We start from the raw sequence: 25,559 nt of genomic DNA, 5'->3' as shown, positions 1-25,559 counted from the left end.
CTGTGTTCCTGACCCGCTCGGCGCTGGCGCTGGCCTGCGCCGGCCTGCTCGCCGGCTGCGCCAGCCTGGCGCCGAGCTACGCGCGCCCCGACGCGCGGGTGCCGGCGACCTTCGCCAACGGCGACAGCAGCAGTGGCAATGGCGACGCCGTGGCCAACGTGGCTTCGCTGGACTGGCGCCAGGTGTTCCTGGACCCGCGCCTGCAGCACGTGATCGCGCAGGCGCTGGAGCACAACCGCGACTTGCGCGTGGCCGTGCTCAACATCGACAAGGCGCGCGCGCAGTACCGCATCCAGCGCGCCGACCTGTTCCCGTCGGTGAGCGTGAGCGGCAGCCAGAGCGCCTCGCGCAGCAGCGCCGCCACCAGCCTCAGCGGACGTTCCGAGGTGGCGCGCACGTATGCGGCCGACGTCGGCATCAGCAGTTGGGAGCTGGATCTGTTCGGGCGCATCCGCAGCCTCAAGGAAGAAGCCCTGGAAACCTACCTGGCGACCGCACAGACCCAGCGCAGCACACGCCTGAGCCTGGTTGCCGAAGTCGCGGCCGACTGGCTGACCGTGGCCGCCGACCAGCAGCGTCTGGCGCTGGCGCAGCAGACCCTGGACAGCCAGCGGCGGACCCTGGCGCTCACCGAGGCGCGACACCGGGAAGGCATCGCCTCCGGGCTGGACCTGGCGCAGGTGCAGACCAGCGTGGAGAGCGCGCGTGCCGACGTGGCCAGCTACACCACGCAGCTGGCCACCGCGCGCAATGCCCTGGACCTGGTGGTCGGCGCGCCGGTGGCGGCCGATGCCCTGCCGCAGGCCGGCGCGCTGGAGGGCGGCGTGGCGCTGGCACCGCTGCCGGCGCCGCTGGAGTCGCGCGTGCTGTTGCAGCGCCCGGACGTGCTGTACGCCGAGCACACGCTGAAATCGGCCAACGCCGACATCGGCGCGGCACGCGCGGCGTTCTTCCCGACCATCTCGTTGACCGCCTCGACCGGGCGCAGCAGCGGCGCGCTGTCCAGCCTGTTCGATGCGGGCAACCGCACCTGGTCGTTCGTGCCCAGCATCAGCGTGCCGATCTTCCGCGCCGGCGCGCTCAAAGCCGAACTGGATGTGTCCCGCATCACCCGCGACGTCAACGTCGCCACCTACGAAAAGGCCATCCAGAGCGCCTTCAGCGAAGTGGCCGACGCACTGGCCACGCGCGCGCAACTGGACGAACGCATGGACGCGCAGCGCGCCCTGGTCGCGGTCACCCAGCGCAGTTACGACCTGGCGGAGGCCCGCTATCGCAATGGCGTGGACAGCTATCTAGACGCGCTGGACTCACAGCGTTCGCTGTACTCGGCGCAGCAGGACCTGATCACGTTGCGGCTGACCGAGGCCGGCAACCGCGTCACCCTGTACAAGGTGCTCGGCGGCGGTGCGGATGCGCAAAGCGGCGAGTCTGTGGCGGACGCGGCGCGTTAGCGCATTCAACGCACGACCGTAGCAGCGGCCTCAGCCGCGACAGGCATGACCGACCCCACCTGCCGCGGCTGAAGCCGCTCCTACAAAAACCGCATCCGGGTCGAAAGATCAGCGCCGCACCAGCTGACATGCCCGGGCGGCGCTGTTACCAATCCCCAATCCCGACAAACCAATCCCCGCCCCTCAACGCGCCGCGTTGGCGTTCATCGTCGCGTTGCGGCTGGCGTCCAGGTACTGCGCCGGATCGCGCATGCCGGTGGTGTGGCATTGGCCGGTGGTGTGGCCGCGGTTGACGCCGCCGGGCAGCTGGCCGTTGACCTGCTCCACGGTGCCGTCCTCCGGGTCGCTCAACACCAGGTCAGAGGCCGCATTGCAGTAGTCGTTGGTGTACCAGTTGGTCTTGGCGAAGGAGGTGGTGTAGTAGTTCACCAGCGCCCGCGCCGAGTTGGGGATGCCGGCCAGCCACGCCTTGGCGCCGTCGTAGGTCAGGTCGTTGTTGGTGCCGCAGCCCACGCCGAACCACGAGCCCACCGTGGCCAGGATACCGGCCAGGTTGGTGCCCTGGTACGGGGTGCCCACCGACTGCATCACCCGCCCGCCGCTGGCGTTGTCCAGGCCGCTCCAGTAGTACACGTACAGATGCAGCGCGGCCATGCCGCCCTGGCTGTGCGCCACCGTGCCGAACGAGTTCCACTGGCTTCCGAACTGCGCCAGGCGTTGCGCGAACTGGTCGTTGCTGCGGTTCTGGTTGACGTCCAGGAACGCGGAGGCGTTGCTGAACTGCGCCACCGGCCACACCCCGCCCGAGCAGTAGCCGTGCACCAGCACCAGCCGCTTGCCGGTGGCCTGCGCCTGCATGTCGGTGGTGGCGGCGCTCAGCTGCGCCGGGCGCTCGCCCATGCGCATGCTCTCGTCGATCGCGCCGCTGCTGCGGGCGATGCTGCTCCGGCGCAGCGCCGGCAGGGTCAGTGGCAGCGTCGCGCGCGTGGCCAGCGGCACGAAGTTGTCCGGATCCTCCACGCGCAGGTTGCGCAGGGTGAACGGCGCACGCGCGCCGGCGCGGGCGATCCAGCGTTCGTCCACGCTCAACGGCAGGCGTCCGTCCTGCGGCGCGAGCATGCCGCCGAGCCAGGCCACCGGCACTGCGCTGCCGTCGCGGCCGGTGCCCCACAGTTCGCCGAGTACGCGGTAGTGCGCCGGCGCCTGGCCGCCGCCGATGCGCACCGGGATCGGCAGGGTCAGGCGAGTGCCGGGCTGGGCGCTGGCGGCAACCGCGTCGGCGTTGATGCGCAAGGTGGTGTCCAGCACCGGCAGCACGTGCTCGCTGGTGCGCACGAAGGCCTGGCCGCCGGCGTCGTGGCCGTGCACCACCACCTGCGCGATGTAGGTGCCGGTGGCGGTCGCCGGGAAGTCGCCGGCATACACGCCGTCGCCCGCGGCGCCGTCGCCGTGGCGGCCGTCGTCGGCCATCGGCCACTGGCTGATGGAGCCGTCCGGCGCGATCACCCGCAGCTGCGCGGTGTCGATGCGGCCGCTGCCGGCGCTGCGCGCCAGCGACACGCCACCCTGCGCATCGATGCCGCCGAGCAGGGCGGTCAGGCCGATGCGCTGGCCACGCTGCAGTTGCGCGCGGTCGCTGGGATAGGAGGCCAGTTGCGTGCGCGGGTCGCCTTCCATCAGCACGTAGCCACGCTGCGCTGCGCTGCTGCTGTCCGCCTGCAGGGTCAGGGACCACTCACCGTTGGCGGCGGTGTCAACGCGGTACTCGCGGGCCGGCAGCGCGGCGCCGCCGGCGCCCAGTTGGGTGGCCTTGGCGCTGGGCGCGAGCATCGGCGTCGCGGCGGCGGTGCCTGCGCGTGCGCTGGCCGAAGCCGGCGCACTCAGGCGCGGCTGCCAGTCGTGTTCGCCGGACAACACCACGAAGCGCAGCTTGCCGTTCTCCACCGGCAGGGTGGTGTGCCATTGCGCCGGGCCACCGCTGCGCGCGGTGGAGAACTCCACGGGCAGCAGTGCGCTCTTGGACAGAATCGCCGCTTCCGCCGGAGCGGGTGCGCGCATCTGCGCGAACTCCTCGGGCGGGCCGGCCAGTTGTTTGGGAATCAGTTCGGCCGCATGCAGTGCGGCAGCGGGGACGACGAGATACAGGACGCAGACGGCGGACAGTTTCGACAGCTTCGGCATGACGCGCTCTCCCTGGCGGTGCTGAGTAGCAGACGCACCTACCGGATACGCGGCGCAGGGCGCCGCCGGCAGCACGTCGGCGAGGACGCAGCGCCCCCTCGCCACGCGTTCGCCTCCGGTTATAGCCAGCGCACATTGCCGGACAAAGACGCAATGCAGCAATGCGCGCCGAACTGGGATGCCGGGCATGCCTGGAGCGCGGTGATGCCCGGCGCACGTGGCGCCGGGCATCGTCGGCTCACGCCGCCTGCGCCTGCTGCGTGCGCAATTGCCGCGCCGCGGCGACCATCGCTTCCAAGGCGCTGCGCGTTTCCGCCCAGCCGCGGGTCTTCAGTCCGCAATCCGGGTTGACCCACAGTTGCTGCGGATCCAGCACCGCACGCGCCTTCTCCAGCAACGCCACCATCTCCTGCGTGCTCGGCACGCGCGGCGAGTGGATGTCGTACACGCCCGGCCCGATCGCGTTCGGGTAGCGGAAGCGCACGAAGGCATCGAGCAGTTCCATGCGCGAGCGCGAGGTCTCGATCGAGATCACGTCCGCATCCATCGCCGCCACCGCCTCGATGATGTCGTTGAACTCCGAGTAGCACATGTGGGTGTGGATCTGCGTGGCATCGCGCACGCCGGCCGCGGCGATGCGGAAGCTCTGCACCGCCCAGTCCAGGTACGCCTGCCAGTCGGCGCGACGCAGCGGCAGGCCTTCGCGGATCGCCGGCTCGTCGATCTGGATCACGCCGATGCCGGCCGCCTCCAGGTCGCGCACCTCGTCGCGCAGCGCCAGCGCGATCTGCCGGCAGGTTTGCGCGCGTTCCTGGTCGTCGCGCACGAACGACCACTGCAGCACCGTCACCGGCCCGGTCAGCATGCCCTTCATCGGCCGCTCGGTCAGCGACTGTGCATACTGGGTCCAGCGCAGCGTCATCGGCGCCGGGCGCTGCACGTCGCCGTAGATGATCGGCGGCTTCACGCAACGCGAGCCGTAGCTCTGCACCCAACCATGCCGGGTGAAGGCGAAGCCGTCGAGCTGCTCGCCGAAGTACTCGACCATGTCGTTGCGCTCGAACTCGCCGTGCACCAGCACGTCCAGGCCCAGCTGCTCCTGCGCACGCACGCAGCGCTCGGTTTCGGCGGCCAGGAACGCGTCGTACGCGGCATCGTCGAGCTTGCCGGCCTTGTGCTGCGCGCGCGCCTGCCGCACCTGCTCGGTCTGCGGGAACGAGCCGATGGTGGTGGTCGGATACAGCGGCAGCCGCAGCGCCGCCTGCTGCGCCTGGCGGCGCTGCGCATACGGCGACTGCCGGCGCCCGGCGTCGTCGGTCAGCGCCTCCACCCGTCGTGCCACTTCGGGGCGATGCACGCGGGCGGAGGCGCGGCGGCTGGCCAGCGCATCGCGCGCTGCATCCAGCCCCGCCTGCGCCTGCGGCTGGTCGTCCAGCGCATCGGCCAGGGTACGCAGTTCCTGCAGCTTCTGCCTGGCGAAGGCCAGCCAGCCGACCAGTTCGCGGTCCAGCTTGGTCTCCTGCTGCAGATCCACCGGTACGTGCAGCAGCGAGCACGACGGGGCCAGCCACAGCCGCTCGCGGCCGACATGGCCGGCGGCGTAGCGGGCCAGGGTCAGCGCGTTGTCCAGCGGCGTGCGCCACACGTTGCGGCCGTTGACCAGGCCCGCCGAGAGGACGCGCCCGGCCGGCAGGGCCTGCAGCACCGCGTCCAGTTGCGCCACGCCGCGCACCAGGTCCACGTGCACGCCATCCACCGGCAGCGCCATCGCCAGCTCCAGGTTGTCGCCCAACTCGCCGAAGTAGCTGGTCAGCAGCAGCTTCGGCCGCGGCGCCTGTGCCAGGACGTCATACGCGCGGCGATAGGCGGCGCGTGCGGCCTCGTCCAGGTCCAGCACCAGCGCCGGTTCGTCGAGTTGCACCCAGCCGGCGCCGGCCGCATGCAGGCGCTGCAGCAGTTCGGCGTACACCGGCAGCAGGCTGTCCAGCAGCGCCCAGCGGTCGCTGCCGTCCACGGTCTTGGACAGCGCCAGGAAGGTCACCGGCCCGATCAGCACCGGCCGGGTCTGGATGCCCTGCGCCTTGGCTTCCAGGAACTCCACCACCGGCTTGTCGCCGCGCAGGCGGAAGTGCTGGCGCCGCGCCAGCTCCGGCACCAGGTAGTGGTAGTTGGTGTCGAACCACTTGGTCATTTCCAGCGCGTGCAGGTCCAGGCCGTGTTCCTGCGTGCCGCGCGCCATCGCGAAGTAGCCGGCCAGCGGATCGGCATCGGCCAGCGCGCGGTAGCGTTGCGGGATGGCATCGAACAGGAACGCGGTGTCGAGCATCGCGTCGTACAGGCTGAAGTCATTGCTGGGCGGCACGTCCACCCCGGCCTCGCGTTGCAGTTGCCAGTGGCGCAGGCGCAGGTCGCGTGCGGTGTCCTGCAGTTGCGCGCCGTCGATGTCGCGGCGCCAGTAGCGTTCCAGCGCCTGCTTGAGCTCGCGCCGCGCACCGATGCGCGGGAAGCCCAGGTTGGTCACGATCGTCATGTTGCGTTTCCTCATTGCGTTCAAGGGCATTGAGGAACGAAGGAACCGCGCGCCGCGCGTCCCGTTCGCACGGACCGCCTGCCACGCCAGCGACCTTCGCCCCCGCGGGCGAACCGGTACCGCGCGGGCAGGCGGACGACGCGGCGCGGCGCAAGGCCAGGTCGCGGTCCGGCCGCCTCCCCGCGGAAGCGCCAGGTCGAATCGGAGGACGCACGGTCCTCCGGCCGGGGCCGGTATTCGGGCTGATGGACACGCGCACCGTGCCGGCTGCGCACCTACTGTCCGTCGCTTCCCAGGCCGGCATGCGCCGGCCCAGTGCCATTGACGGAGGTCGTTTCCATTCACCGCTGCGGGGCAGCTCCGGAATGGGCAGGCGCTTGCGGCGCCGGCCGTCACCGGATTCCCGTTTAAATTAATCCCTTCATCCGAATGAAGCGATGAATACCTTCGGCGAGCGCACGATAGGCCGGATGGGGCGGGCGGTCAAGGGCCTTCTCAGATTGACAAGAGTGAATGCATGCTGTGCCATGCGAAGCACTGACAAACCCAAGGATGGATGAGGTGCAACTACCTGACTGCAGCTCAGCGTTTTCCACTTCTGTTTTCGCCGATTGCCAAAAGCTCATTGATGCACATATCTGGCCGATTTCGTCGGCGAGCTATGAGAACTGGACAAGACAATTTACCAGCCCTCAAGAGCAGTTCTTTGCGGCTTCTGTGCTGTCCTGCCTCAACGTGCGGTCACGCAAGCAGTTCGAGGCCGGGCTAATAGCTCTGTTCCGAGGTGGCGTAAGCCGCCGATTGTTCCCCAATGAGCACGATCTTCATCTGAGCCAGTTGCTGGAGCGCGGCGATGGCAGCGTTCGCTTGGTGCCTGTTGTCTGTGACGACGATCCGCCCACCAAGTCTGGCCCTCTAGTTATGCGACGGCTTCAACGACTCCTGCGTTGCCGTCCAAGTGCCATGGTATGGCCATGGCGGGCAGTCGAGCTGATGGATGAGGGTAAGGTAGACACCATCGTTTTCGTCGATGACTTTCTGGGTGGAGGAACCCAGTTCGAGAAGTTTTTCAAGCGTTGGATGTTCGACACCAAGCTCACGAGCGCGTCGATGGTCTATGCGCCGGTGACAGCACACCAACAGGGTCTGACTCACTTGGCTGGGCTCTGGCCCCAGCTACATATCATCTGCGGCGAGTACCTGGGTGCCAGCCATGGGTTCTTCTCAGACGAAGTCTGGTCGCGGGTGGGGCACGAAACTGTTTCGGCGCAAGATGCCGCCACATGGTACGAGGGATTTGCCAACGAACGCGGAATCGTACCCCGCAGCACCGGCCACCTGGGGATGGGCTCGCTGGCCCTAACCTACGGTTTCGAGCACTCCACACCCAACAATTCCCTGCCTACGCTCTGGTATAAGTCCCAAAGCTGGCAGCCTCTGCTGGAGCGATAGGCGCATGACCACGCGGTTCCCCGATGCATTTCTGACTGTCCGCAGCGAGGAGGGAAACATCGACAAGTGGGGCGACTTTATCGTGCCTCCCTTCATCCATACCTTGGGCATCAAGGCACAGACAAAGGCCTTCGTTATTGTGGGTGGACGCGGGTGTGGCAAGACCACTCTGCTCCGCTATTTTTGTCATCCGACTCAGTTTTCCCCGCGGCGCAGCGATTTGCCCGCCGACGCTTTCAGCCACATCGGCTTGTACTGGCGTGCCGACACCAACTTCCTGAATTCTTTCGTAGGCAGTGAGCAGTCCGAGTCGCGATGGCGTGCGGCCTTTGAACACGTACTCGCCTGCGAACTGGGTCGGGAGCTGGTCGGCGCCCTTAGGTCGATCAATTGCAACGAGACCCGCCGCTCCTCCTATGGCGGCCTTGAGAAGCTGGATCTGTCTCCATTGGATGTGTTTGACGCCGGATTCGGCAACTCCTTGGAAAGCGCCGACCGAGTGCTCGCCCGCAAAAGCAGCGAGCTTGCGATTTGGCTCAATAACATGGAACAGGAGTCGGTGCCACGATTCATCCCCTTGACCGCCTTCCTCAGCGCTTTCGTTGGGGTGATTCGCGAACAACTGGGGTATCTAGCTAAATCGACGTTCGTCGTTTTCATCGACGAGTACGAGAACATGCGGGTGGAGCAGCAGAAGTTCATCAATGGGCTGCTCAAGCACGGTGTTCCGCCGTTGCTGTTCAACATCGCCATGAAGCGTAATGGCTTCCAGGTCAAGCAAACCTTGGGGCCGGAGTCTATCGAAGCCATATCCGACTACAGTCAGGTCGACATCGAGACCGAACTGATGGAGGACTTCGAGCTGTTCGCAGCAGAGCTGATGTTCTTTCGACTGGCCGAGTTGCGCCCGGATCTGGCCAGCTCACTGGTGGTCGATACCGACCAGCTAACCTCCGTGGATCGTGTCTATGAGCGATTCGGCGACGATAACTATAGGCGCAAGGTTGTGAGCGCCGCTGAACATATGCTGCCACGCATTGGCGAGCGAGAGGCCGCCGAGCTCATCCTCAACGATCCCCGTCTACGTGCGCGCTTGGTTAAGAACATTTCCTCAGCCTTGGAGGCCAGGGCGGCCAAGCTCACACCCGAAGCATTTATTAGCGAGGCGGTGCCTTGGGCTTCAGTCATCATGCCTGCTTTGCTTTCCCGTCAACGTGAATCACCCACTGATCTACTCGCGGAGCTGCGCAAGCAGGAAGGCGGAAGTGAGACGCGCTTTGGGTATGGTCAGGACCTGATCATGACCAACTTGTGGGGTTGTATCAACGCGCTGTACATGGATGCTCAGCGGACATCCGTGCTCTTCAGCGGTTTTGGTGCGCTGACGCTCATGACGCGTGGCAATGTGCGTCACTTCATCGACTTGGTCCACCGTATCTTTCTGGCGTACGAGAAAAGCGGGAAGATCAGTAGGGATCTGCCCGAAGTAGAGGCTCGCATCCAGATGGAAGCCATTCGCGAAGCCAGCGATGCCATCTTGGCCAAGGTCAAAGGACACGGAAAGTATGGGCCTCAGCTCCATGCCATGGTGCAATGCTTGGGATCGATCTTTCGCGAGCGCCATCGCGCCACCCGCCAGTCCGAGCCGGAGATCAATCACTTCGTGTTGGGCACGGGCGAGCTAACCGAACAACTGCAGACGTACTTGGACGAAGCAGAGAAGTGGTCAGTCCTCTCCATCGCGCGGGAGACCAAAATGAAGGCGGCGGCGATGATCACATACGATTACATCCTCAATCCCGTCTATGCCCCGTTCTTCCAGATCTCATTTCGCAAGAAGCGCAGCATGAAGCTCGATGCCGAGCAACTTCGCGTCATGCTGGAAGGCGACCAGGGACAGCGCAATCAGCTTGTCCGCGAACTAGGCAGGCGCGAAGACGATGTCATGGACCTGTTTGCGGGTACAAACTGACATGGGCGTCTTCACTAACGGGGCTTTCAAGTTCTTCTCAAGCGCCTCGTTCGCACTCGATTCGTCGTGGTTATCGTGTGATATCGCTTTGGTGGGTGAGGCGGTCGACGACCGGGGCGAGGCGAGCATTGCAGCCATTAGTGGCGGTGCTAGCCAGGTGCTCAAACTGCGCTTTGACGTTGACAGTCAATCCTTCTATGTAAATGGCGTGGCGACTCGATTTGCGGACTTCCAAGCCAAGCTGGCACCGCGCGCCGTAATTCTTATCGATGGGACCACGATGGGATTTGGCGAAATCTTGCAGGCGGTGCGCTTTGCCCGAGCTAACGGCTGTCATGAGCTCCGCTTCCTTTACGCCGAGCCAAAGTCCTACTCCGCAAGCGTCCCGCTTCAAGGTCATGCTCAGGCGATTGACCACCAGCTGACCACAAACTGTAGCTTCTCAACCGTGCAGGGCTTTGCGCAGGAGTATTCGAGCAGCCGTTTATGCTCGCACATCTTCATGCTCGGCTTTGAGCCTTCGCGCTTGCTCAGTGCCATCGAGCAGCGTCAGTTCACCGACGATACAAAGCGGCTTTTCGCCGTCGTTGGCGTTCCGGCGTTCCAGGCTGGGTGGGAAGCCTTCAGCATCCGTCCGCATTTGGATGCCTTGGCAGACATTTCCATTGACGAGAACCAGATTTACTACTGTCAGGCCAATTCTGTTCGCGAGGGCTACATGACGCTGTGGTCGCTGTACCGGGAATTGGGCGATGAGAACGGGTGCTTCTACGTTTCACCTTTGGGCACGAAACCACATAGCGTGGCGGCGGCACTATTTCTGGTAGAAACCAAGGGCGCTGAGGCCTGCACATCGCTGTACTACGACCACCCCGAACGCGTAAAGCGACGTTCCAAGGAGGTCGGGCAATGGCACTTGGTAAAGGTACAACTGACTTAGGCAGGTAGGAGTGGCATCGAGGCCAAGGTCTGCACGGTCAGGTGCTTGGCGCAGCTGCCGGCCGCGTGTGCCAGGCGCCACTCAGTGCCGAAAGAGCTGGATAGGGTTTGCCACACCCGCTGGCGGTACTGCTGCGGCACCGTAACTCGATAGACCGATTCGGTGTAAGGACCTGACCCGCCATGGACGCGTGCTTGCCGAGCGATGCAGCGGCTTCCCACCCGTGCGATCAGCATGTCGCCGGCACGAGCGATTTGGTGGCCGGTAAGTTCACCCCCAGTCAGGTGAACATCACCTCCGCACACGTCTAGGTCAGTCGTATGGAAAGCTTCCAGCCCCAGGCGCTTGTAGTCGGCGTTTGAGCGGCTGCCACGGGTGATGAGCGCGCCGGCCGAGGACAGCGTTTCCCGCATGCGCGACAGGTCTACGCCTAGACGCTCGATGGCACGGTGGTAGTCGATGTCCAGGCTGGCGTGCGCCGCAGCTTGGTCGATAGACAGCTCGTCGACGATCCGGCCCTCCACGTTCGCCTTGCGCAAGACGATGCGCCTTTTGCGAACAGCGGCCTTACGCCCGGAAATCATGTGGGCGTACACCTGCGCGCGATCGAAGACCTTCTCTGGCAGTTGAGTAACGATGAGCTCGCCCATTTCCCGAGCAAGTGTGGTCCGAATGCCCGCGTAGATCGGAGCGCAGAGGATCGGCGAGGCCACGATGAAACCTAGGCTGGTGCCGCGGACGGCCATGTTCCAGGCTTTGACCAAGAAAGCCACGTCCCCGCGCAACCATGTCCCTTCGGGCTGGAAGCCCAGGTCGGACTGAGTGACCTGGCTTGCCAGCTCTTCGGTCATCGCCATGTGGCCGAACGGTGGATTGGACAGGATCCAGCTGGGCGCTGCGGAGGGCTGCCATTGGCCATCGAGCACATCGGCCTGAACTACGCGCCGGTTACGCTTGCGACTCTGGGTTAAGCCGCGTACGAGGGTGGGATCCACTTCCAGCAGTGTGGCTCGCGCCCCAGGATGCATGCGATGCGCCGCATCGCTGAGTGCGCCTTGTCCGGCGCCCAAGTCCAGAAGCGAGCACACGCCACCTGCCGGCACAGGGAGTGACTGCACCAGCAGGTCGGCTATGGCCCGCGGCGTGAATACCTGGCCGTACGAGTCGGCGAGATTTCGGGCCTTGCGGTAGCGAAGGTCGGCCATCTAGGCGGCTCCTTTGTAGGAGTCTTGCATATTGCATGCAAATTTGCACAATGTCTACATGGATCGTGCTTCCGGCCTTGCTGCGCTAAACACCGTACTGACTACCCGTCTGGCGTCGCGAACAGCTATTGCTGTCGCCGTTGGCGTGCACCCGTCCCAGGTGTCTCGAATTGCAGCGGGGCACTTCAAAAAGCTGGAGGGGCACGCGCTAAGAGTGTGCAAATTTGCACAAAATTTACTGTTGCAGCATGGCAGTGAGGGAAATGCACAGGTGGAAGCACTCGGCAGGAAGATGCTGGAGCTGGTCAGTAGCCGGCCCGAGGTGGCCACCGCGCTGAACGTGATGCTCGACGCGATGCTTAACCAGGCGCCCGGTGGCCGCCTGGCCGGGCCGCGGCCGGGATAAGGCCGTTCAAAGGTCTTGCCTTAGGGTCATGGTTCGGGATCTAGCAAGGCGCCGTCATCGTAGGCAGTGCGGGAACTCCGCGAACGCGATGGCGAGAGCCTCCTCAGCGTTTTGAAGACGGGGCAGATGCAACCGTCACGCGCTACGGCGGCATCGGACCTGCCCGGATTACTTTCACATGTTTTACGACCTCATCCGCTGGCGTGGTTCCGTTCGCCACTTGTCCCCGGTAGAGTTTGAGCGGCGATACGCGCAGCGCGGCGACTGGCTGCTACAGAGCGCTGCCCGGTCCATCTGTGCCCGCGGCGCTAATAGCTTGCTGAAAGCGACCAATCGGAGGTGGGCTGATGGGACGGGCAAAAGAACAGCTGTTCGACACTCCCTGGGCTGAAGAGGCAAATCTGCCTGAAGAAGCCCACGCTGAGTTAGAAGGCGAGCCATTTGAACCAAGCGAAAGCTGGCTTAAGCGCGCTGATGCGGTCGATCAGGAGACTGCGCTTAGCGTGTGGTGGTACAGCCGCTACTGCGATCCGGCAGAGGGCACGCCATATGTGGGGCGAGAGGGCGGGTATCTATACATTCATGGCGGACCGTACGATCCAGAGGATATTCTTTGGAGTCAGTTCGGGGACGTCGCTCGCGATGACATTTTAGAGCGAGTCATATCTCGACTTCACGATGAAGTTGGCGACGCTTGGGCGCCGAGGCGCTGGAGCAACCCCTACGAATACGATGAATACTATGATGTCGTGGTTTCCTCGACAAACAAGGGACCCCGAGGTCGGCTCACTAGTGCGCTTCTACAGGGACAGAAGCTTCAAACCTTAACAGGTGACGAGCCAACCAAGGCACTCCTGAACCGTCTTGCATTTGCTTTTCTCTTCTCTGCCTTTGAGACGTATCTATGGGAGACGATGGTGTACTGGCTTGAAGAGGACGATCAGGCCGCCTCTCGAATATTGGATAGGCTGCCAGAATTCGCGAATAAGGAATTGAAGGGAAAAGATGCTCGTGCGTTTGTCGAGAATGCAAAGGAAAATATCAAGGGTTACATGCAGCGGCTGCCATGGCACCGCTGGTCAGATGTAAGGCCATTGCTGCAAATAGGACTGGACGTAACAGTGCCGGAGTTCAGTGGTTTTAAGAATGATCTCAAGATCAGACATGACATCGTTCATCGCAATGGCACCACCAAAGAAGGGCAGCCGATTCTGATCTTGGAGACAGATCTATTTGAATTTGGTGCGCGTATTAACTCCTATGCGGATCTGCTTGAGCAGAACCTGGCTATAAAGAGTCTAAGCGCTTGAACAGAACGGGTGGTTGCCTGGTGCTCTGACATAGCGCAAGCAACACGTAGATTGCACGCCCGCGTCACAAGCTCAGCCTCGTGCTGATGCGACCACACCGGCACGGGTCGCTAGGGTCGGCAGCTCCACGCACTTTTGAGGACTTGGCCCGTTTGCGATGTCACGTGCAGGATTCCTTTGGTGGTCAATCATCAATCTGTTCCACCGTGCGTGCAAAAAACTTCTTGTGTCGTGGCCGCGGATTATTTTCGTCGCTCCAAGAGGCTTCAGAGTTCCCTTTGAACGCGATCTGCTCTTTCTCATTCTCTTTACATGACAGGCCAAAGAGGCACTAGCACCTTAAGGTATAGCGCCAGTCAGCAAGTAGCTCATTAAGGTGGTGATTCCGCTAGCCATTGGCTGGCAGGGTGCTAGCCAAGCAACTGATTTATATATGATCTAGCTTGCGCCTTTTGCCGCTATCCACAGCCAGGGCGTTTTTGTCGGCAGATCCCGGCAGCGTTCATGGCGACGGTGTAAGCTATTGATCCCTAAGCCAATGACCTGGCGCTGCGGCCGACGGCCGGCGGCGCCCGTCCGCCGTGCCGATGACGCTTCCGCTCCCCGCCGCCGACCTCCCCGTGCGCTACGCCGCCTCGCTGCGCCTGTCCGTTGCCCCGATGATGGACTGGACTGACCGGCATTGCCGGGTGTTCCACCGGCTGCTGGCGCCGTCGGCGCGGCTCTACACCGAGATGGTGCACGCCAATGCGGTGGTGCTGGGCGATCGCGCACGGTTGCTGGATTTCGATGCGTCCGAGCATCCGCTTGCCCTGCAGCTCGGCGGCAGCGAGCCGGCGCTGCTGGCGCAGGCGGCGCGGATCGGCCAGGACTGGGGCTACGACGAGATCAACCTCAATTGCGGCTGTCCGTCCGACCGGGTGCAGGCCGGGCGCTTCGGTGCCTGCCTGATGCGCGAGCCGGCGCTGGTCGCCGAGTGCGTGGCGGCGATGGTCGCGGCGGTGGACATCCCAGTGACGGTGAAATGCCGGCTGGGCGTGGACCAGGACGACGACTATGCGGTGTTCCTGGCCTTCGTCGACCAGATCGCCGCGGCCGGTTGCGGGCTGTTCGTGGTGCATGCACGCAACGCCTGGCTGCAGGGCCTGTCGCCCAAGGAGAACCGCGAAGTGCCGCCGCTGCGCTACGAATGGGCGCACCGGCTCAAGCGCGAGCGGCCGCAGTTGCAGGTGGTGCTCAACGGCGGACTGGCCGCGGTGGAGACAGCGCAGGCGCAATTGCAGGCGGTGGGCGGGGTGATGCTGGGCCGCGCCGCCTACCACGACCCCTACGTCCTGCACCGCCTGGACGCGGCCCTGACCGGCACGGCGCTGCGCCCGCGCGCGGAACTGCTGCGCGCGCTGCGCCCCTACGTCGAGGCGCGCCTGGCCGAGGGTCTGGCGCTCAAGCACATCACCCGGCACCTGCTGGGCCTGTTCCACGGGCAGCCGGGCGGCCGTGCCTTCCGCCAGGTGCTCAGCGAAGGCGCGCACCGGCCGGGCGCGGACTGGGCGCTGCTGGAGCGGGCGTTGGCGGTCACCGAGGGGGCGGCGCGCGCGGCGGCCTGACCTGTCCGGCGGGTGCTCAGCCGGAACCCCGGGACGCGTTTGCCCTGCTCGGGGGCCGATCGCAGTCGTCTCCTCATGGGTGCGCCGGGAGCGGCGCAGGCGTCATCAGCGATGGACTCGTCTCCCGCTCCCTGCATCTCGTTCAGGGATTCCGTTCAGGATATTGCAGCTAGTCTCTAGCCGCCGGGAGACGCCCCGAAGCACCTGCCGAAGGGCCTCTCCAGACCGTTGGCTCGGCCTTTGCATTGGCCCTCCGCAGGTTCATTTGACTGAATGTTGCCCGTGGCGCCCGGAAAAGTTCAGACCGGATTCACCCCGAAAAATCAAGAATTTGCCTCGATTTCTCGAGGTCGTCTTCATTCCCGCGAGGTGTCGCGCTTCACAAGTTTTGAACGTTTCCGATCAGTCCGTTAGGATGCCCGTCGTGACTTCTTCCGCTTCCCGCCACTACCGCTTTGCCGCTGTCTTCGCGCTCGCGCTGGCGTCGGTCGCGGCCGGGCATGGCCGTGCGCAGCAGCCGCCCATGCCGGGCGTGATGGCGCCGCCGGAGCGCGATGCGGGCCGCAACCGCGATTATCCCGGCAGCTCGCTGTCCGACGCGGTGCGCCGCGTGCAGCGTTCCACCGGTGGGCAGATTCTTGGTGCCGAACGCGTGCCGTTCGACGGGCGCGACATCAACCGCGTCAAGTACATGGATGGCCGCGGACGGGTACGCTATATGGACGATCCGCAGCCTGGCCGTACGGCGCCGCCGCGGGCGCCGCGCTCGGGCGAGCCTCCCGAGCCACCACGCGACGATCACCCGTGAGTCCGGATAGTTCGGTTCAGGTTCCACACACCGCCCCGGCCACCGGCCACCTGTAAGTTACTAGGGAGAGTTCATGCGTATCCTTCTGGTCGAAGACGAAGCTCCGCTGCGAGAGACCCTGGCCGCTCGCCTGAAGCGCGAAGGCTTTGCGGTGGATGCGGCGCAGGACGGCGAGGAAGGCCTGTACATGGGCCGCGAAGTGCCCTTCGACGTGGGCATCATCGATCTCGGCCTGCCGAAGATGTCGGGCATGGAGTTGATCAAGGCGCTGCGCGACGAAGGCAAGAAGTTTCCGGTGCTGATCCTGACCGCGCGTTCCAGCTGGCAGGACAAGGTCGAAGGCCTCAAGCAGGGCGCAGACGACTACCTGGTCAAGCCGTTCCACGTCGAAGAGCTGCTGGCGCGCGTCAACGCGCTGCTGCGCCGCGCCGCCGGCTGGAGCAAGCCGACCCTGGAATGCGGTCCGGTCGCGCTGGACCTGGCGGCGCAGACCGTCAGTGTCAGCGGCAGCAACGTCGACCTGACCAGCTACGAGTACAAGGTGCTCGAGTACCTGATGATGCACGCCGGCGAACTGGTCTCCAAGGCCGACCTGACCGAGCATATCTACCAGCAGGATTTCGACCGCGACTCCAACGTGCTCGAAGTCTTCATCGGCCGCCTGCGTAAGAAGCTGGACCCGGACGGCGAGTTGAAGCCGATCGAGACCGTGCGCGGCCGCGGCTACCGGTTCGCGATTCCGCGCACCGAAGGCTGATCGCAGGCGCCGGCGAGCACACCGAGGAAGCGACCGCGTGGCGGCACGACCCAGGTGGTACAAGCGCTGGCGCCCGCGTTCGCTGCAGGCGCGCCAGCTGCTCGCCGCCAGCCTCAGTCTGCTGGCGTTTCTGGCTGCCGCAGGTTACGCACTGGACCAGGCCTTCGCCGACACCGCGCTGAGCAACCTGCGCGAGCGCCTGAAGAGCTACGCCACCGCCTACGCCAACAACATCGACGTCGCCCGCGACGGTTCGCTGTACATCAACAACGACAAGCCGCCGCCGGACCCGCATTTCGACCGGCCGGGCAGCGGCCTGTACGCGCAGATCGTGATGCCCAACGAGCGCTGGATCTCGATGTCCAGCGAAGGCCCGCTGCCGCCGCGCGGCGGCATGCTCGAACCGCGCCAGGAAACCTTCGACGGGCCCTGGCCGATGACCCAGATCGACGGCAGCGAAGGCGAGGTCTACCGCTACGGCATCGGCCTGGCCTACGTGCGCCGTGACAAGGAAACCCCGGTCACCATCTACATCATGGAAGACACCCGCGCGCTGGGCGCGCAGCTGCGCGTGTTCCGCGGCCGGGTGTGGTTCAACCTCGGCGGCGCCGGCCTGATCCTGCTGGTGCTGCAGGCCTTCATCCTGCAGTGGAGCCTGCGCCCGCTGCGGCGGGTGATCAACGAACTGACCAAGGTGCAGCGCGGCGAAGCGGTGCGCATGGGCGATCGCCACCCGCGCGAGCTGGAACCGCTGACCGACAGCATCAACGCCTTCATCGAGAGCGAGCGCGAGAACCTGGACCGCCAGCGCAACACCCTGGCCGACCTGGCGCACAGCCTGAAGACGCCGCTGGCGGTACTGCGCACCCAGCTCGACAGCGGTGCGCAGGGGCCGGAGCTGCGCGAAGAGCTGGACGTGCAGCTGCGGCGCATGAACAACTTGGTGTCCTACCAGTTGGCCCGTGCCGCCTCCAGCGGCCACAAGCTGTTCGCCGCGCCGCTGCCGATCGAGCCCAACGCCGAAGAGATCGTGCGCGGCCTGGAGAAGGTCTACGCGGCCAAGGGCGTGCTGTGCGAGTTCGACATCGAGCCGAGCGCGCGCTTCCATGGCGAACCCGGCGATCTGCAGGAACTGCTCGGCAACCTGCTGGAGAACGCGTTCAAGTGGGCGCGCCGGCGGGTGCTGCTGAGCGTGCGCCCGGAACCGGCCGCCGGCAGCCGCCGCGCCGGCCTGATCATCGCGGTGGAGGACGACGGCCCCGGCATCGCGCCGGAGGAAGTGGCGCACATCCTGCAGCGCGGCGTGCGCGGCGACGAGCGCGTGCACGGCCACGGCATCGGCCTGGCGATCGTGCAGGACCTGGTCAAGGGCTACCGCGGCGAACTGCAGGTCAGCCGCTCCGAGGAACTGGGCGGGGCGCGCTTCCTGGTCACCTTGCCGCCGGGGTTGTAGGCGCAGCGACGCCTCGGCGCCGGTCCGGGATCGGCATCCCGCTGCGCCCTGCCAACCGCGCCGGGCTCACCTGGGCCAGCACCGCTGCACCGCAGCAGCAGGTGAATCCCGTGCAAATGCCTGCCGCCGTTTCGACAGTGGCTTAACGCGACCGGCGTCCAGCTGGCGATACTGCGCCGGTCTTCACGCCGCTTTTCGTCCAGGAGCCCCGCATGTCCGCATCCCGGCATCGTCCTGCAGCAACGCGTCTGCGCGTGCGCGGCCGGCGTGTGTTGCGCAATACCCAGCGGCTGCTGTTGTCGCTGCTGCTGGTGCTGTTCACCGTTGCCGCCATCGCCGCCACCGACAAGGTGATCAAGCGCGACGACGCGCGCTGGCTGCAGTCGATGACCATCGGTCTGGACAGCGCCAGCGTGGCGCAGTTCGAACGCGCCGGCCGCAAGCGCTTCCTGCGCGAGCAACTGCAGGCCGACGCCGCCGGCGATGCCGCCTTGCCGGCGCCGGTGCGCGCGCAACTGGATGGCTACGCGGCGTTGCATACGCCGGTGCAGGAACTGCTCAAGCAGCAGGCTGCCGCACAGCAGGCGATCAAGGCCATGCCGGACGGCGACGCCAAGGTGGCGGCGAAGAAGGCCGCGCAGCAGCGCGGCGACCTGTTGTTGAACCAGGCACGCCAGGCGCAGTTGCTGCGCGCCATCTACGCGCCGGACCAGCTGCGCGAGCAGATGGTGTGGTTCTGGCTCAACCATTTCAGCGTGTTCGCCGACAAGGGTCGCCTGCGCTGGACCGTGGCCGACTACGCCGACAACGCGATCCGCCCGCACGCGCTGGGCAAGTTCTCCGACCTGGTGATGGCGACGCTGCAGAGCCCGGCGATGCTGGAGTACCTGGACAATGCGCAGAACGCCAAGGGCAAGGTCAACGAAAACTACGCGCGCGAGCTGATGGAGCTGCACACCCTCGGCGTCGATGCCGGCTACACGCAGAAGGACGTGCAGCAACTGGCGCTGATCCTCACCGGCGTCGGCATCGCGCCGGTCGACCGCGACGGGCCGCCGAAGCTGCCGCCGGCGCTGCAGGGGCAGTATCTGCGCCACGGCGCGTTCGAGTTCAACCCCGCCCGGCATCAGCCCGGCGACAAGACCCTGCTCGGCCAGCGCATCGCCGGCGGCGGTTTCGACGAGGTCGAGCGCGCGGTGCAGCTGATCGTGCGCCAGCCGGCGTGCGCGCACTTCATCTCGCGGCAGCTGGCCGACTACTTCGTCGCCGACGATCCGCCGCCGGCGCTGGTGGAGAAGATGGCGCGCACCTTCCAGCGCAGCGATGGCGACATCGCCGCGGTGCTGCAGGTGATGTTCACCGCGCCGGAGATGGTCGCCGGCGCGCCGCACAAGTTCAAGGATCCGTACCGGTTCCTGGTCTCGGCGCTGCGCCTGGCCTACGACGGGCAGACCATCGTCAATCCGCAACCGCTGCTGGGCTGGTTGAACCAGATGGGCGAGCCGAGCTTCGGACGCATCACCCCCGATGGCTGGTCGCTGCAATCCAGCGCCTGGAACAGTTCCGGGCAGATGGCGCAGCGCTTCGAGATCGCCCGCGCGATCGGCAACGGCAATACCCAGCTGTTCACCGTCGACGGCCAGCAGCGCGGCGGTTTTCCGCAACTGAGCACCCCGCTGTACTACCACGCGATCGAGCCGCAACTGAGCGACGCCACGCGCCAGGCGCTGGCGCAGGCGCGCTCGCAGCAGGAGTGGAACGGCTACCTGCTGGCATCCCCCGACTTCAACTACCGCTGACTGCGGCCTGCGCCGCACGGAGATCCGTCATGCACCGTCGCCGCTTCCTGCTCGCGTCCGCCGCCGCCGCGGCGAGCCTGCCGTTCGCCGGGCGCCTGTTCGCCGCGCCTGCGCCGTCGCCGCGCCTGTTGGTGGTGTTCCTGCGCGGCGGCTACGACTGCAACAACCTGCTGGTGCCCTACGCCAGCGATTTCTACTACGCCTCGCGGCCGAGCCTGGCGATCGCCAAGCCGGATCAGGCCAATCCCAACAGCGCCATTGCGCTGGATACGCAGTGGGGCCTGAACCCGCGGCTGCGCGACACGCTGCTGCCGTTGTGGAACGACAAGCAACTGGCGTTCGTGCCGTTCGCCGGCACCGACGACCTGTCGCGCAGCCACTTCGAGACCCAGGACAGCATCGAGGCCGGGCAGCCGGCCGGGCAACGCAGCGACTATCGCACCGGCTTCCTGGCGCGGCTGTCGCAGGTGGCCACCGGCACGCCATCGATCGCCTTCACCGATTCGCTGCCGCTGAGTTTCCAGGGCGGCGGCGACATTCCCAATCTCTCGCTCAAGCGCAATCCGACCCCGGCCTTCGACCAGCGCCAGGCCGATATCCTCGCCGGCATGTATCACGGCACGCAGTTGGCCAGCGCCGCGCACGACGGCCTGGCGCTGCGCCAGCAGGTCTCGCAGGCCCTGCGCGACGAAATGCAGCAGGCCAACCGCGGCGCCGCCAGCGCGCGCACCTTCGCCGACGAAACCCGCCGCATCGCCACGCTGATGCGCGAGCGCTACCGGCTCGGCTTCGTCGATGTCGGCGGCTGGGACACGCACGTCAACCAGGGCAGCACTGATGGCGCGCTGGCCAACAACCTGGCCAACCTGTCCGAGGGGCTGTCGGCCTATGCCGAGGCGCTGGGGCCGGAGTGGCGCAATACCGTGGTGGTGGTGCTGTCCGAGTTCGGCCGCACCTTCCGCGAGAACGGCGACAAGGGCACCGACCACGGCCACGGCACCACGTACTGGGTGCTGGGCGGCGGGGTCAACGGCGGTCGCATCGCCGGCGAGCAGGTGGCGGTGAGCAAGGACAAGTTGTTCCAGGACCGCGACTACCCGGTGCTGACCAACTACCGCGACATGTTCGCCGGCCTGCTCGGCCGCATGTGGGGCTTGTCGCCGACGCAACTGCAGAAGGTGTTCCCGCAGGCGCATGCGCGGGATTTGAAGTTGGTGTGATGCGTTCTTCGCGGCGAAGGTCACCTCATGATCATTCGGGACACGCCCCGTAGGAGCGGCTTCAGCCGCGACAGGATGTTCCCGGTAAAGCGCGTCGCGACTGACGCCGCTCCTACGGTGCGCCTTGCGTCCGGGGCGAGCGTGACGGATGCAGGCATGTGCACTGAGGTCACTTCCACTGCGTGCGCGGCCGGCATCGCGAGTGCACTGTGGGAGGGACTTCAGTCCCGACGCTGTCCGCCCTCGGCTCCCGTACCGCGTGCTGCATCGCATTCATCGCGGCGAAGGCCGTTCCTTGTCACTGACGCAATGCCTGGAAACGCGATCGCGGCTTAGTTGGTAGCAAACGGCGACGGCCCATAGAACCGCACCAGATGCGCGGCCACCTCGGGCATCTCGCGCTGCAGGCGCTCCGGCGCGGAGAAGTGGTATTCGCTGACCACGGCGAAGAACTCTTCCGGCGCTTCGGCGGCGTAGGCGTCGATCTCGCTGGCGCGGCCGCGGTCCACGCGTGCGCAGAAGGCGTCGTAGCTGCGCTGGAAATCGTCGGCCCACTGCCGCTGCCAGGCGCGCGGCAACAGCGGCGTGCCGTCCAGGGCGCCGTCGAGCACGTCGAGCTTGTGCGCCATCTCGTGCACGGCCACGCAGTAGCCGGCACGCGGATCGTCCAGGTCGGCCTGGACGTCGGCCCAGGACAGGACCAACGGGCCGCTGTCCCAGGATTCACCGATCAACTCGTCTTCCCACTCGTGCAGGACGCCGGCCGCGTCGACATGGCTGCGCTGCACGCGGAACGCGTCCGGGTAGACCAGCAACTGCGACCAGCCGCTCATGCCGCCGACGCCGTACTCCAGCAGCGGTAGGCAGCACAGGGCGGCAAGCAAACCGCACTGCCGGGCATCCAACTGCAGGCCGCCCAGCGGCGAGATGGTCTTGCGGTGCAGGAATGCGCTGGCCAGCGCGCGCAGCCGCTGTTCGCGCGGCGCATCCAGGGCGGCGACCCAGGCGCAGTCGCGGCGCACGGCGTGCCAGGTCGCATCATCGATGGCGGCGGGCGTGGGCCACAGCCCGCGCAGCCAGCGTGGAATCAGCGGAACATCCCCGGCAGGAAGCTGTGCCACTTCGGCATGCGCATGCGCGGCACCAGGTCGCTGTCGCTGCCGCCGCCCGTGGTGGTCGAGGTCGGCTTGCCGGTGGAGGCGGGCGCATGCGTCGTCGGCGGACGCGTCGGCGTGCTGTCGGCATCGGCCGCGTCGCCGTACGTGCAGTCGGTGTGCGGCTTCTCCGCCAGCACGTTGGACGCGTGGGCGGCAGCCAGTGGCAGCAGCAACAGGAGCAGGCAGGACAGGGAACGGCGCATCGTCGGCATCCAGGGCGAGCGGCGGTGAATCCCGATTCTAACGCGGTTTTCACCCGCTGCAGGATCCGGCCCTGGGCGCCCGGAGGGCGTTGCCGCATACTTTTCGGTTTACGAGGTCGCGCCGTTGCGCGCCCAGGGGCGAAACGAGGCGATGGAACCGGCGTTGGACGAGCGCGAACTGTTGGCCAGGCTCAGCCAGGGCCCCGTGTCCGGCGATGCCCTGGCGCGCGCCTGCGGCTTGACCCGGGCGGCGGTATGGAAGCGCATTCAGGCGCTGCGCGCGGCCGGGGTGGAGATCGAGGGCCGGGCCGGCGAGGGCTATGGCCTGGCGCGGCCGCTGGAACTGCTCGACGCCGCGGCGATCCGGGCCGGGCTGAGCGGGCCGGCCCGCACCGAACTGGCCGGGCTGGAGGTCGCCTGGAGCCTGGTCTCCAGCAACACCACCCTGCTGCAGCGGCCGGCGCTGGCGCAGGGCAGCGAGGTCCTGCTGGCCGAGCGCCAGACCGGCGGCCGTGGCCGCCGCGGCCGGGTCTGGGCCTCGCCGCTGGCGGCGCACCTGTACCTGTCGGTGGCGCGCAGCTTCCAGGGCGGGCTGGGCCGGCTGGGCGGCCTGAGCCTGGCGGCCGGCGTGGCGGTGGCCGAAGCCCTGCGTGCGGCCGGCTTCGCGACGGTCGGGCTGAAGTGGCCGAACGACCTGCTGGCCGACGGGCGCAAGCTGGGCGGCCTGCTGGTGGAAGGCGGCGGTGAGTTCGCCGGGCCGGCGCGGGCGGTGATCGGCCTGGGTCTGAACGTGGCGATGCCGGCGGCCAGCGCCGCGGAGATCGATCAGCCGTGGACCGACCTGACCCGGCTGGCCGATGGCGCGGTATCGCGTAACGCGATCGCCGCGGCGGTGCTGTCGCAGCTGTTGCCGGCGCTGGCGCTGTTTGACGCGGAAGGGCTGGCGCCATTCCTGCCGCGCTACGCCGCGCTGGATCTGCTGGCCGGACGCGCCGTGCGCATCGACGATGGCGGCCAGGTGCGCGAAGGCACGGCGTTGGGATTGGCCGAGGACGGCGCGCTGCGGGTGGCGTTCGCCGACGGCGAGCAGCTCGTGCATGCGGGCGACGTCAGCGTGAGGGCGGCATGAGCGACTGGCTGTTCGACTTGGGCAACTCGCGCTTCAAATTCGCGGCGCTGGAACACGCGCAGGTGGGCGCGGTGCAGGCCTGGCCGCACGGCGCCGAGGCCATGGACGCGGCGGCGGTGGCGGCGCTGCCGCAGGGCGGTACCGCCTACGTTGCCAGCGTCGCCGCGCCGGCCCTGACCGCCACCGTGCTGGAGACGCTGCGCAGCCGCTTCGCGCAGGTGCAGGTGGTGCGCACCGAGGCCGCGTGCGCCGGGGTGCGGATCGCCTATGCGCGACCGCAGGCATTCGGCGTGGACCGCTTCCTGGCCCTGCTCGCCGCGCACGGCGCTGGCGACGTGCTGGTGGTGGGGGTGGGAACGGCGCTGACCGTGGACCTGCTCGACCGCGACGGCCTGCACCACGGCGGCCGCATCGCGCCGTCGCCGACCGTGATGCGCCAGGCCCTGCAGCAGAAGGCGGCGCAGCTGCCGGCCGAGGGCGGCGATTACCACGAGTTCGCCACCGACACCGCCGATGCGCTGGCCTCCGGCTGCGACGGCGCCGCAGTGGCGCTAATCGAACGCAGCCTGCAGCAGGGCGAGGCCCTGCTGGGGCGACGGCCGCGGCTGCTGCTGCATGGCGGTGGCGTGCCGCCGCTGTTGCACGCGCTGCCGCCAGCCGAGCAGCGCCCCGCGCTGGTCCTGGACGGATTGGCGCTGTGGGCGCAGGCACACGCCGCGGACGGCGCCGCCTGAGCGGCCCGGCGCTGGCTGCTGCTTCGGTCAATGTCGCTCCCAAGCCGTACCGCACGCTCTAGAATCCGGCCATGCTCGTTCGCGCCCTGCTCGTCGTCCTGACCATCCTCAACCTCGGCGTCGCCGTGTGGTGGGCGATGCAGCCGCCGACCCCGCCGTCGGTGCCGATGCCGGCCGTGCCGGCCGGGGTGGCGACCCTGCAACTGGTCAGCGAGACGCCGGCACCGGTCGCCGCGCCTCCTGCGCCCACGGCCGCGCCAGCCGAGGCGCAGGACGGTCCCGCGGTCGCCACCGGCGCGGCCGAACCGGCTCCGGCACAAACCGACGCAGCGGCGGCTCCCACCACTGCCGCGCCGACACCGCCCGCTGCCGCCCCTGCGCCCGCGCCCACCGAGGCTCAGGCCCGGGCCGAGCCTGCGGCCATGCCTGCCGCCGACGCGGCGGTGTGCCTGAGCGTGGGGCCGTACCCCGACCGCGAGGCGGCGCAGGCGGCCATCGCCGCGCTGGCCCCGGGAGCGCCGCGTGCGCGCCTGCGCGAGGCCGCCGACAGCGATGCCACCAGCTTCCGCGTGATCCTGCCGACCATCGGCGGCGAGGACGGCCTCAAGCAGGCCACCGAGCGCATCGTCGCTGCCGGCATCCGCGACTATTACCCGTTGCGCCAGGGCGATGCCGGCAATGCCATCGCTCTGGGCCAGTACCGCAGCCGCGAGGGCGCCGAGCGCCGCCGCCAGGAACTTGCCCGTGCCGGCTTCAACGCCGACCTGATCCCCAACGGCGGCAGCGGCCAGCCGCGCTGGTGGCTGGACCTGCGCGCCGATTCCGCGGCGCAGGCCGCGGCCCTGCGCCGCCAGCTCGGCGCCGCGCGCCAGCGCACCGTGGACTGCGCCGCGCTGCGCTAGAATGCCGCGCCTGCCGGTGCGCAGTGCCGCGTCGGAGGGCGTGTCGAGGCACGCGCCAGCAGGTAGACTGCCCCGGGCCCGCCCACGGGCGTCGTCCATCGTGCCGCTTTAGCTCAGTCGGTAGAGCAACTGTCTTGTAAACAGTAGGTCATCCGTTCGATTCGGATAAGCGGCACCATCTTCCAATCCGTCGGCATCCGCAGATGTCCATGGTGCGCCATCGACCCGCTGAAACAGCGGGTTTTTGCTTTCTGTCGCGTGTGCTCACGACCTCCTTGCAAGCCACGCGATCCGCTGGGCGGATAGCAAGCACGCAGCAGCAAACGCGCGAAGCGATCGC

General features: G+C 66.9%; 20 protein-coding genes, 1 tRNA gene and 1 riboswitch. Of the genes, 16 read left to right on the top strand and 5 right to left on the bottom strand.

Going from position 1 to position 25,559, the window contains the following annotated elements:
* Positions 1–2: 2 nt before the first annotated feature.
* Entirely contained in the window at positions 3–1,454 is a 1,452-nt protein-coding gene (locus FHR56_RS17090; RefSeq protein WP_343160743.1) for an efflux transporter outer membrane subunit, read from the top strand.
* A 183-nt stretch (positions 1,455–1,637) separates the two neighbouring features.
* Here FHR56_RS17090 and FHR56_RS17085 read toward each other — a convergent pair whose 3' ends face one another.
* Together FHR56_RS17085 and metE are read right to left on the bottom strand one after the other, a co-directional pair.
* Entirely contained in the window at positions 1,638–3,635 is a 1,998-nt protein-coding gene (locus FHR56_RS17085) for a choice-of-anchor X domain-containing protein (protein ID WP_160946073.1), read from the bottom strand.
* Positions 3,636–3,873: 238 nt separating this feature from the next.
* Positions 3,874–6,165 carry a 5-methyltetrahydropteroyltriglutamate--homocysteine S-methyltransferase gene (metE, locus tag FHR56_RS17080; RefSeq protein ID WP_160946074.1) on the bottom strand — a complete coding sequence of 764 codons (2,292 nt, stop codon included), beginning with the start codon at positions 6,163–6,165 and terminating at the stop codon, positions 3,874–3,876.
* Between the two features lie 210 nt (positions 6,166–6,375).
* Positions 6,376–6,629: riboswitch (cobalamin riboswitch) on the bottom strand.
* Positions 6,630–6,726: 97 nt separating this feature from the next.
* Here metE and FHR56_RS17075 point away from each other — a divergent pair.
* From FHR56_RS17075 to FHR56_RS17065, 3 genes are read left to right on the top strand one after another with little or no spacing between them, the layout of a single operon-like run.
* Entirely contained in the window at positions 6,727–7,617 is an 891-nt protein-coding gene (locus tag FHR56_RS17075) for a hypothetical protein (RefSeq protein WP_160946075.1), read from the top strand.
* Between the two features lie 4 nt (positions 7,618–7,621).
* Positions 7,622–9,589, top strand: coding sequence for a hypothetical protein (locus FHR56_RS17070; protein ID WP_160946076.1), 1,968 nt, complete (start codon positions 7,622–7,624; stop codon positions 9,587–9,589).
* A 1-nt stretch (position 9,590) separates the two neighbouring features.
* Positions 9,591–10,529 carry a hypothetical protein gene (locus FHR56_RS17065; RefSeq protein WP_160946077.1) on the top strand — a complete coding sequence of 313 codons (939 nt, stop codon included), beginning with the start codon at positions 9,591–9,593 and terminating at the stop codon, positions 10,527–10,529.
* Here the strand turns inward: FHR56_RS17065 and FHR56_RS17060 are convergent.
* On the bottom strand, positions 10,526–11,734 hold the full coding sequence (locus FHR56_RS17060) for a methyltransferase (RefSeq protein ID WP_160946078.1): 1,209 nt from the start codon (positions 11,732–11,734) through the stop codon (positions 10,526–10,528). The two genes, FHR56_RS17065 and FHR56_RS17060, sit on opposite strands and share 4 nt — an antisense overlap.
* Positions 11,735–11,792: 58 nt before the next feature.
* Between FHR56_RS17060 and FHR56_RS17055 the strand changes: the two genes are divergently transcribed.
* From FHR56_RS17055 to FHR56_RS17020, 8 genes are all read left to right on the top strand, one after another.
* Positions 11,793–12,140 (top strand): hypothetical protein, encoded by a 348-nt coding sequence (locus FHR56_RS17055; RefSeq protein ID WP_160946079.1) that lies wholly within the window; start codon positions 11,793–11,795, stop codon positions 12,138–12,140.
* Between the two features lie 347 nt (positions 12,141–12,487).
* On the top strand, positions 12,488–13,450 hold the full coding sequence (locus tag FHR56_RS17050; RefSeq protein WP_160946080.1) for a hypothetical protein: 963 nt from the start codon (positions 12,488–12,490) through the stop codon (positions 13,448–13,450).
* A 587-nt stretch (positions 13,451–14,037) separates the two neighbouring features.
* Positions 14,038–15,057 (top strand): tRNA dihydrouridine(20/20a) synthase DusA, encoded by a 1,020-nt coding sequence (gene dusA, locus FHR56_RS17045; protein ID WP_160946081.1) that lies wholly within the window; start codon positions 14,038–14,040, stop codon positions 15,055–15,057.
* Between the two features lie 424 nt (positions 15,058–15,481).
* On the top strand, positions 15,482–15,865 hold the full coding sequence (locus FHR56_RS17040) for a hypothetical protein (protein ID WP_184502809.1): 384 nt from the start codon (positions 15,482–15,484) through the stop codon (positions 15,863–15,865).
* Positions 15,866–15,938: 73 nt separating this feature from the next.
* Positions 15,939–16,622 carry a response regulator transcription factor gene (locus tag FHR56_RS17035; protein ID WP_003469280.1) on the top strand — a complete coding sequence of 228 codons (684 nt, stop codon included), beginning with the start codon at positions 15,939–15,941 and terminating at the stop codon, positions 16,620–16,622.
* Between the two features lie 82 nt (positions 16,623–16,704).
* Positions 16,705–18,075 carry a sensor histidine kinase gene (locus FHR56_RS17030; RefSeq protein ID WP_184502808.1) on the top strand — a complete coding sequence of 457 codons (1,371 nt, stop codon included), beginning with the start codon at positions 16,705–16,707 and terminating at the stop codon, positions 18,073–18,075.
* Between the two features lie 212 nt (positions 18,076–18,287).
* A complete protein-coding gene (locus FHR56_RS17025; protein WP_160946083.1) occupies positions 18,288–19,874 on the top strand; it encodes a DUF1800 domain-containing protein in 1,587 nt (528 codons plus the stop codon).
* A 29-nt stretch (positions 19,875–19,903) separates the two neighbouring features.
* Positions 19,904–21,094 (top strand): DUF1501 domain-containing protein, encoded by a 1,191-nt coding sequence (locus tag FHR56_RS17020; RefSeq protein ID WP_160946084.1) that lies wholly within the window; start codon positions 19,904–19,906, stop codon positions 21,092–21,094.
* 332 nt (positions 21,095–21,426) lie between these two features.
* Here the strand turns inward: FHR56_RS17020 and FHR56_RS17015 are convergent, their stop codons facing one another.
* Complete coding sequence (locus tag FHR56_RS17015; RefSeq protein ID WP_160946085.1) at positions 21,427–22,215, bottom strand: M90 family metallopeptidase; 789 nt, start codon at positions 22,213–22,215, stop codon at positions 21,427–21,429.
* A complete protein-coding gene (locus FHR56_RS17010; RefSeq protein WP_160946086.1) occupies positions 22,182–22,463 on the bottom strand; it encodes a hypothetical protein in 282 nt (93 codons plus the stop codon). The genes FHR56_RS17015 and FHR56_RS17010 overlap by 34 nt, the downstream gene beginning before the upstream one ends.
* Positions 22,464–22,617: 154 nt before the next feature.
* Here FHR56_RS17010 and birA point away from each other — a divergent pair, with 154 nt between their 5' ends.
* The 4 genes from birA to FHR56_RS16990 all read left to right on the top strand — a co-directional run bounded on the left by birA (position 22,618) and on the right by FHR56_RS16990 (position 25,397).
* Positions 22,618–23,583, top strand: coding sequence for a bifunctional biotin--[acetyl-CoA-carboxylase] ligase/biotin operon repressor BirA (gene birA / locus FHR56_RS17005; RefSeq protein ID WP_160946315.1), 966 nt, complete (start codon positions 22,618–22,620; stop codon positions 23,581–23,583).
* Positions 23,580–24,317: a type III pantothenate kinase gene (locus FHR56_RS17000; protein WP_160946087.1), complete on the top strand. Its 738-nt coding sequence runs from the start codon at positions 23,580–23,582 to the stop codon at positions 24,315–24,317. Before birA ends, FHR56_RS17000 begins: the two co-directional genes overlap by 4 nt.
* A gap of 71 nt (positions 24,318–24,388) precedes the next feature.
* Positions 24,389–25,219 (top strand): SPOR domain-containing protein, encoded by an 831-nt coding sequence (locus FHR56_RS16995; RefSeq protein WP_160946088.1) that lies wholly within the window; start codon positions 24,389–24,391, stop codon positions 25,217–25,219.
* A gap of 102 nt (positions 25,220–25,321) precedes the next feature.
* Positions 25,322–25,397 (top strand) — tRNA-Thr (locus FHR56_RS16990).
* The last annotated feature ends 162 nt before the right edge of the window (positions 25,398–25,559 follow it).

The sequence above is a fragment of the Xanthomonas sp. F10 genome (assembly GCF_014206815.1).
Classification (GTDB): domain Bacteria; phylum Pseudomonadota; class Gammaproteobacteria; order Xanthomonadales; family Xanthomonadaceae; genus Xanthomonas_A; species Xanthomonas_A indica.
The sequence above is the reverse complement of the archived record's forward strand: the minus strand, read 5'-3'. Positions and strand labels throughout refer to the sequence as shown.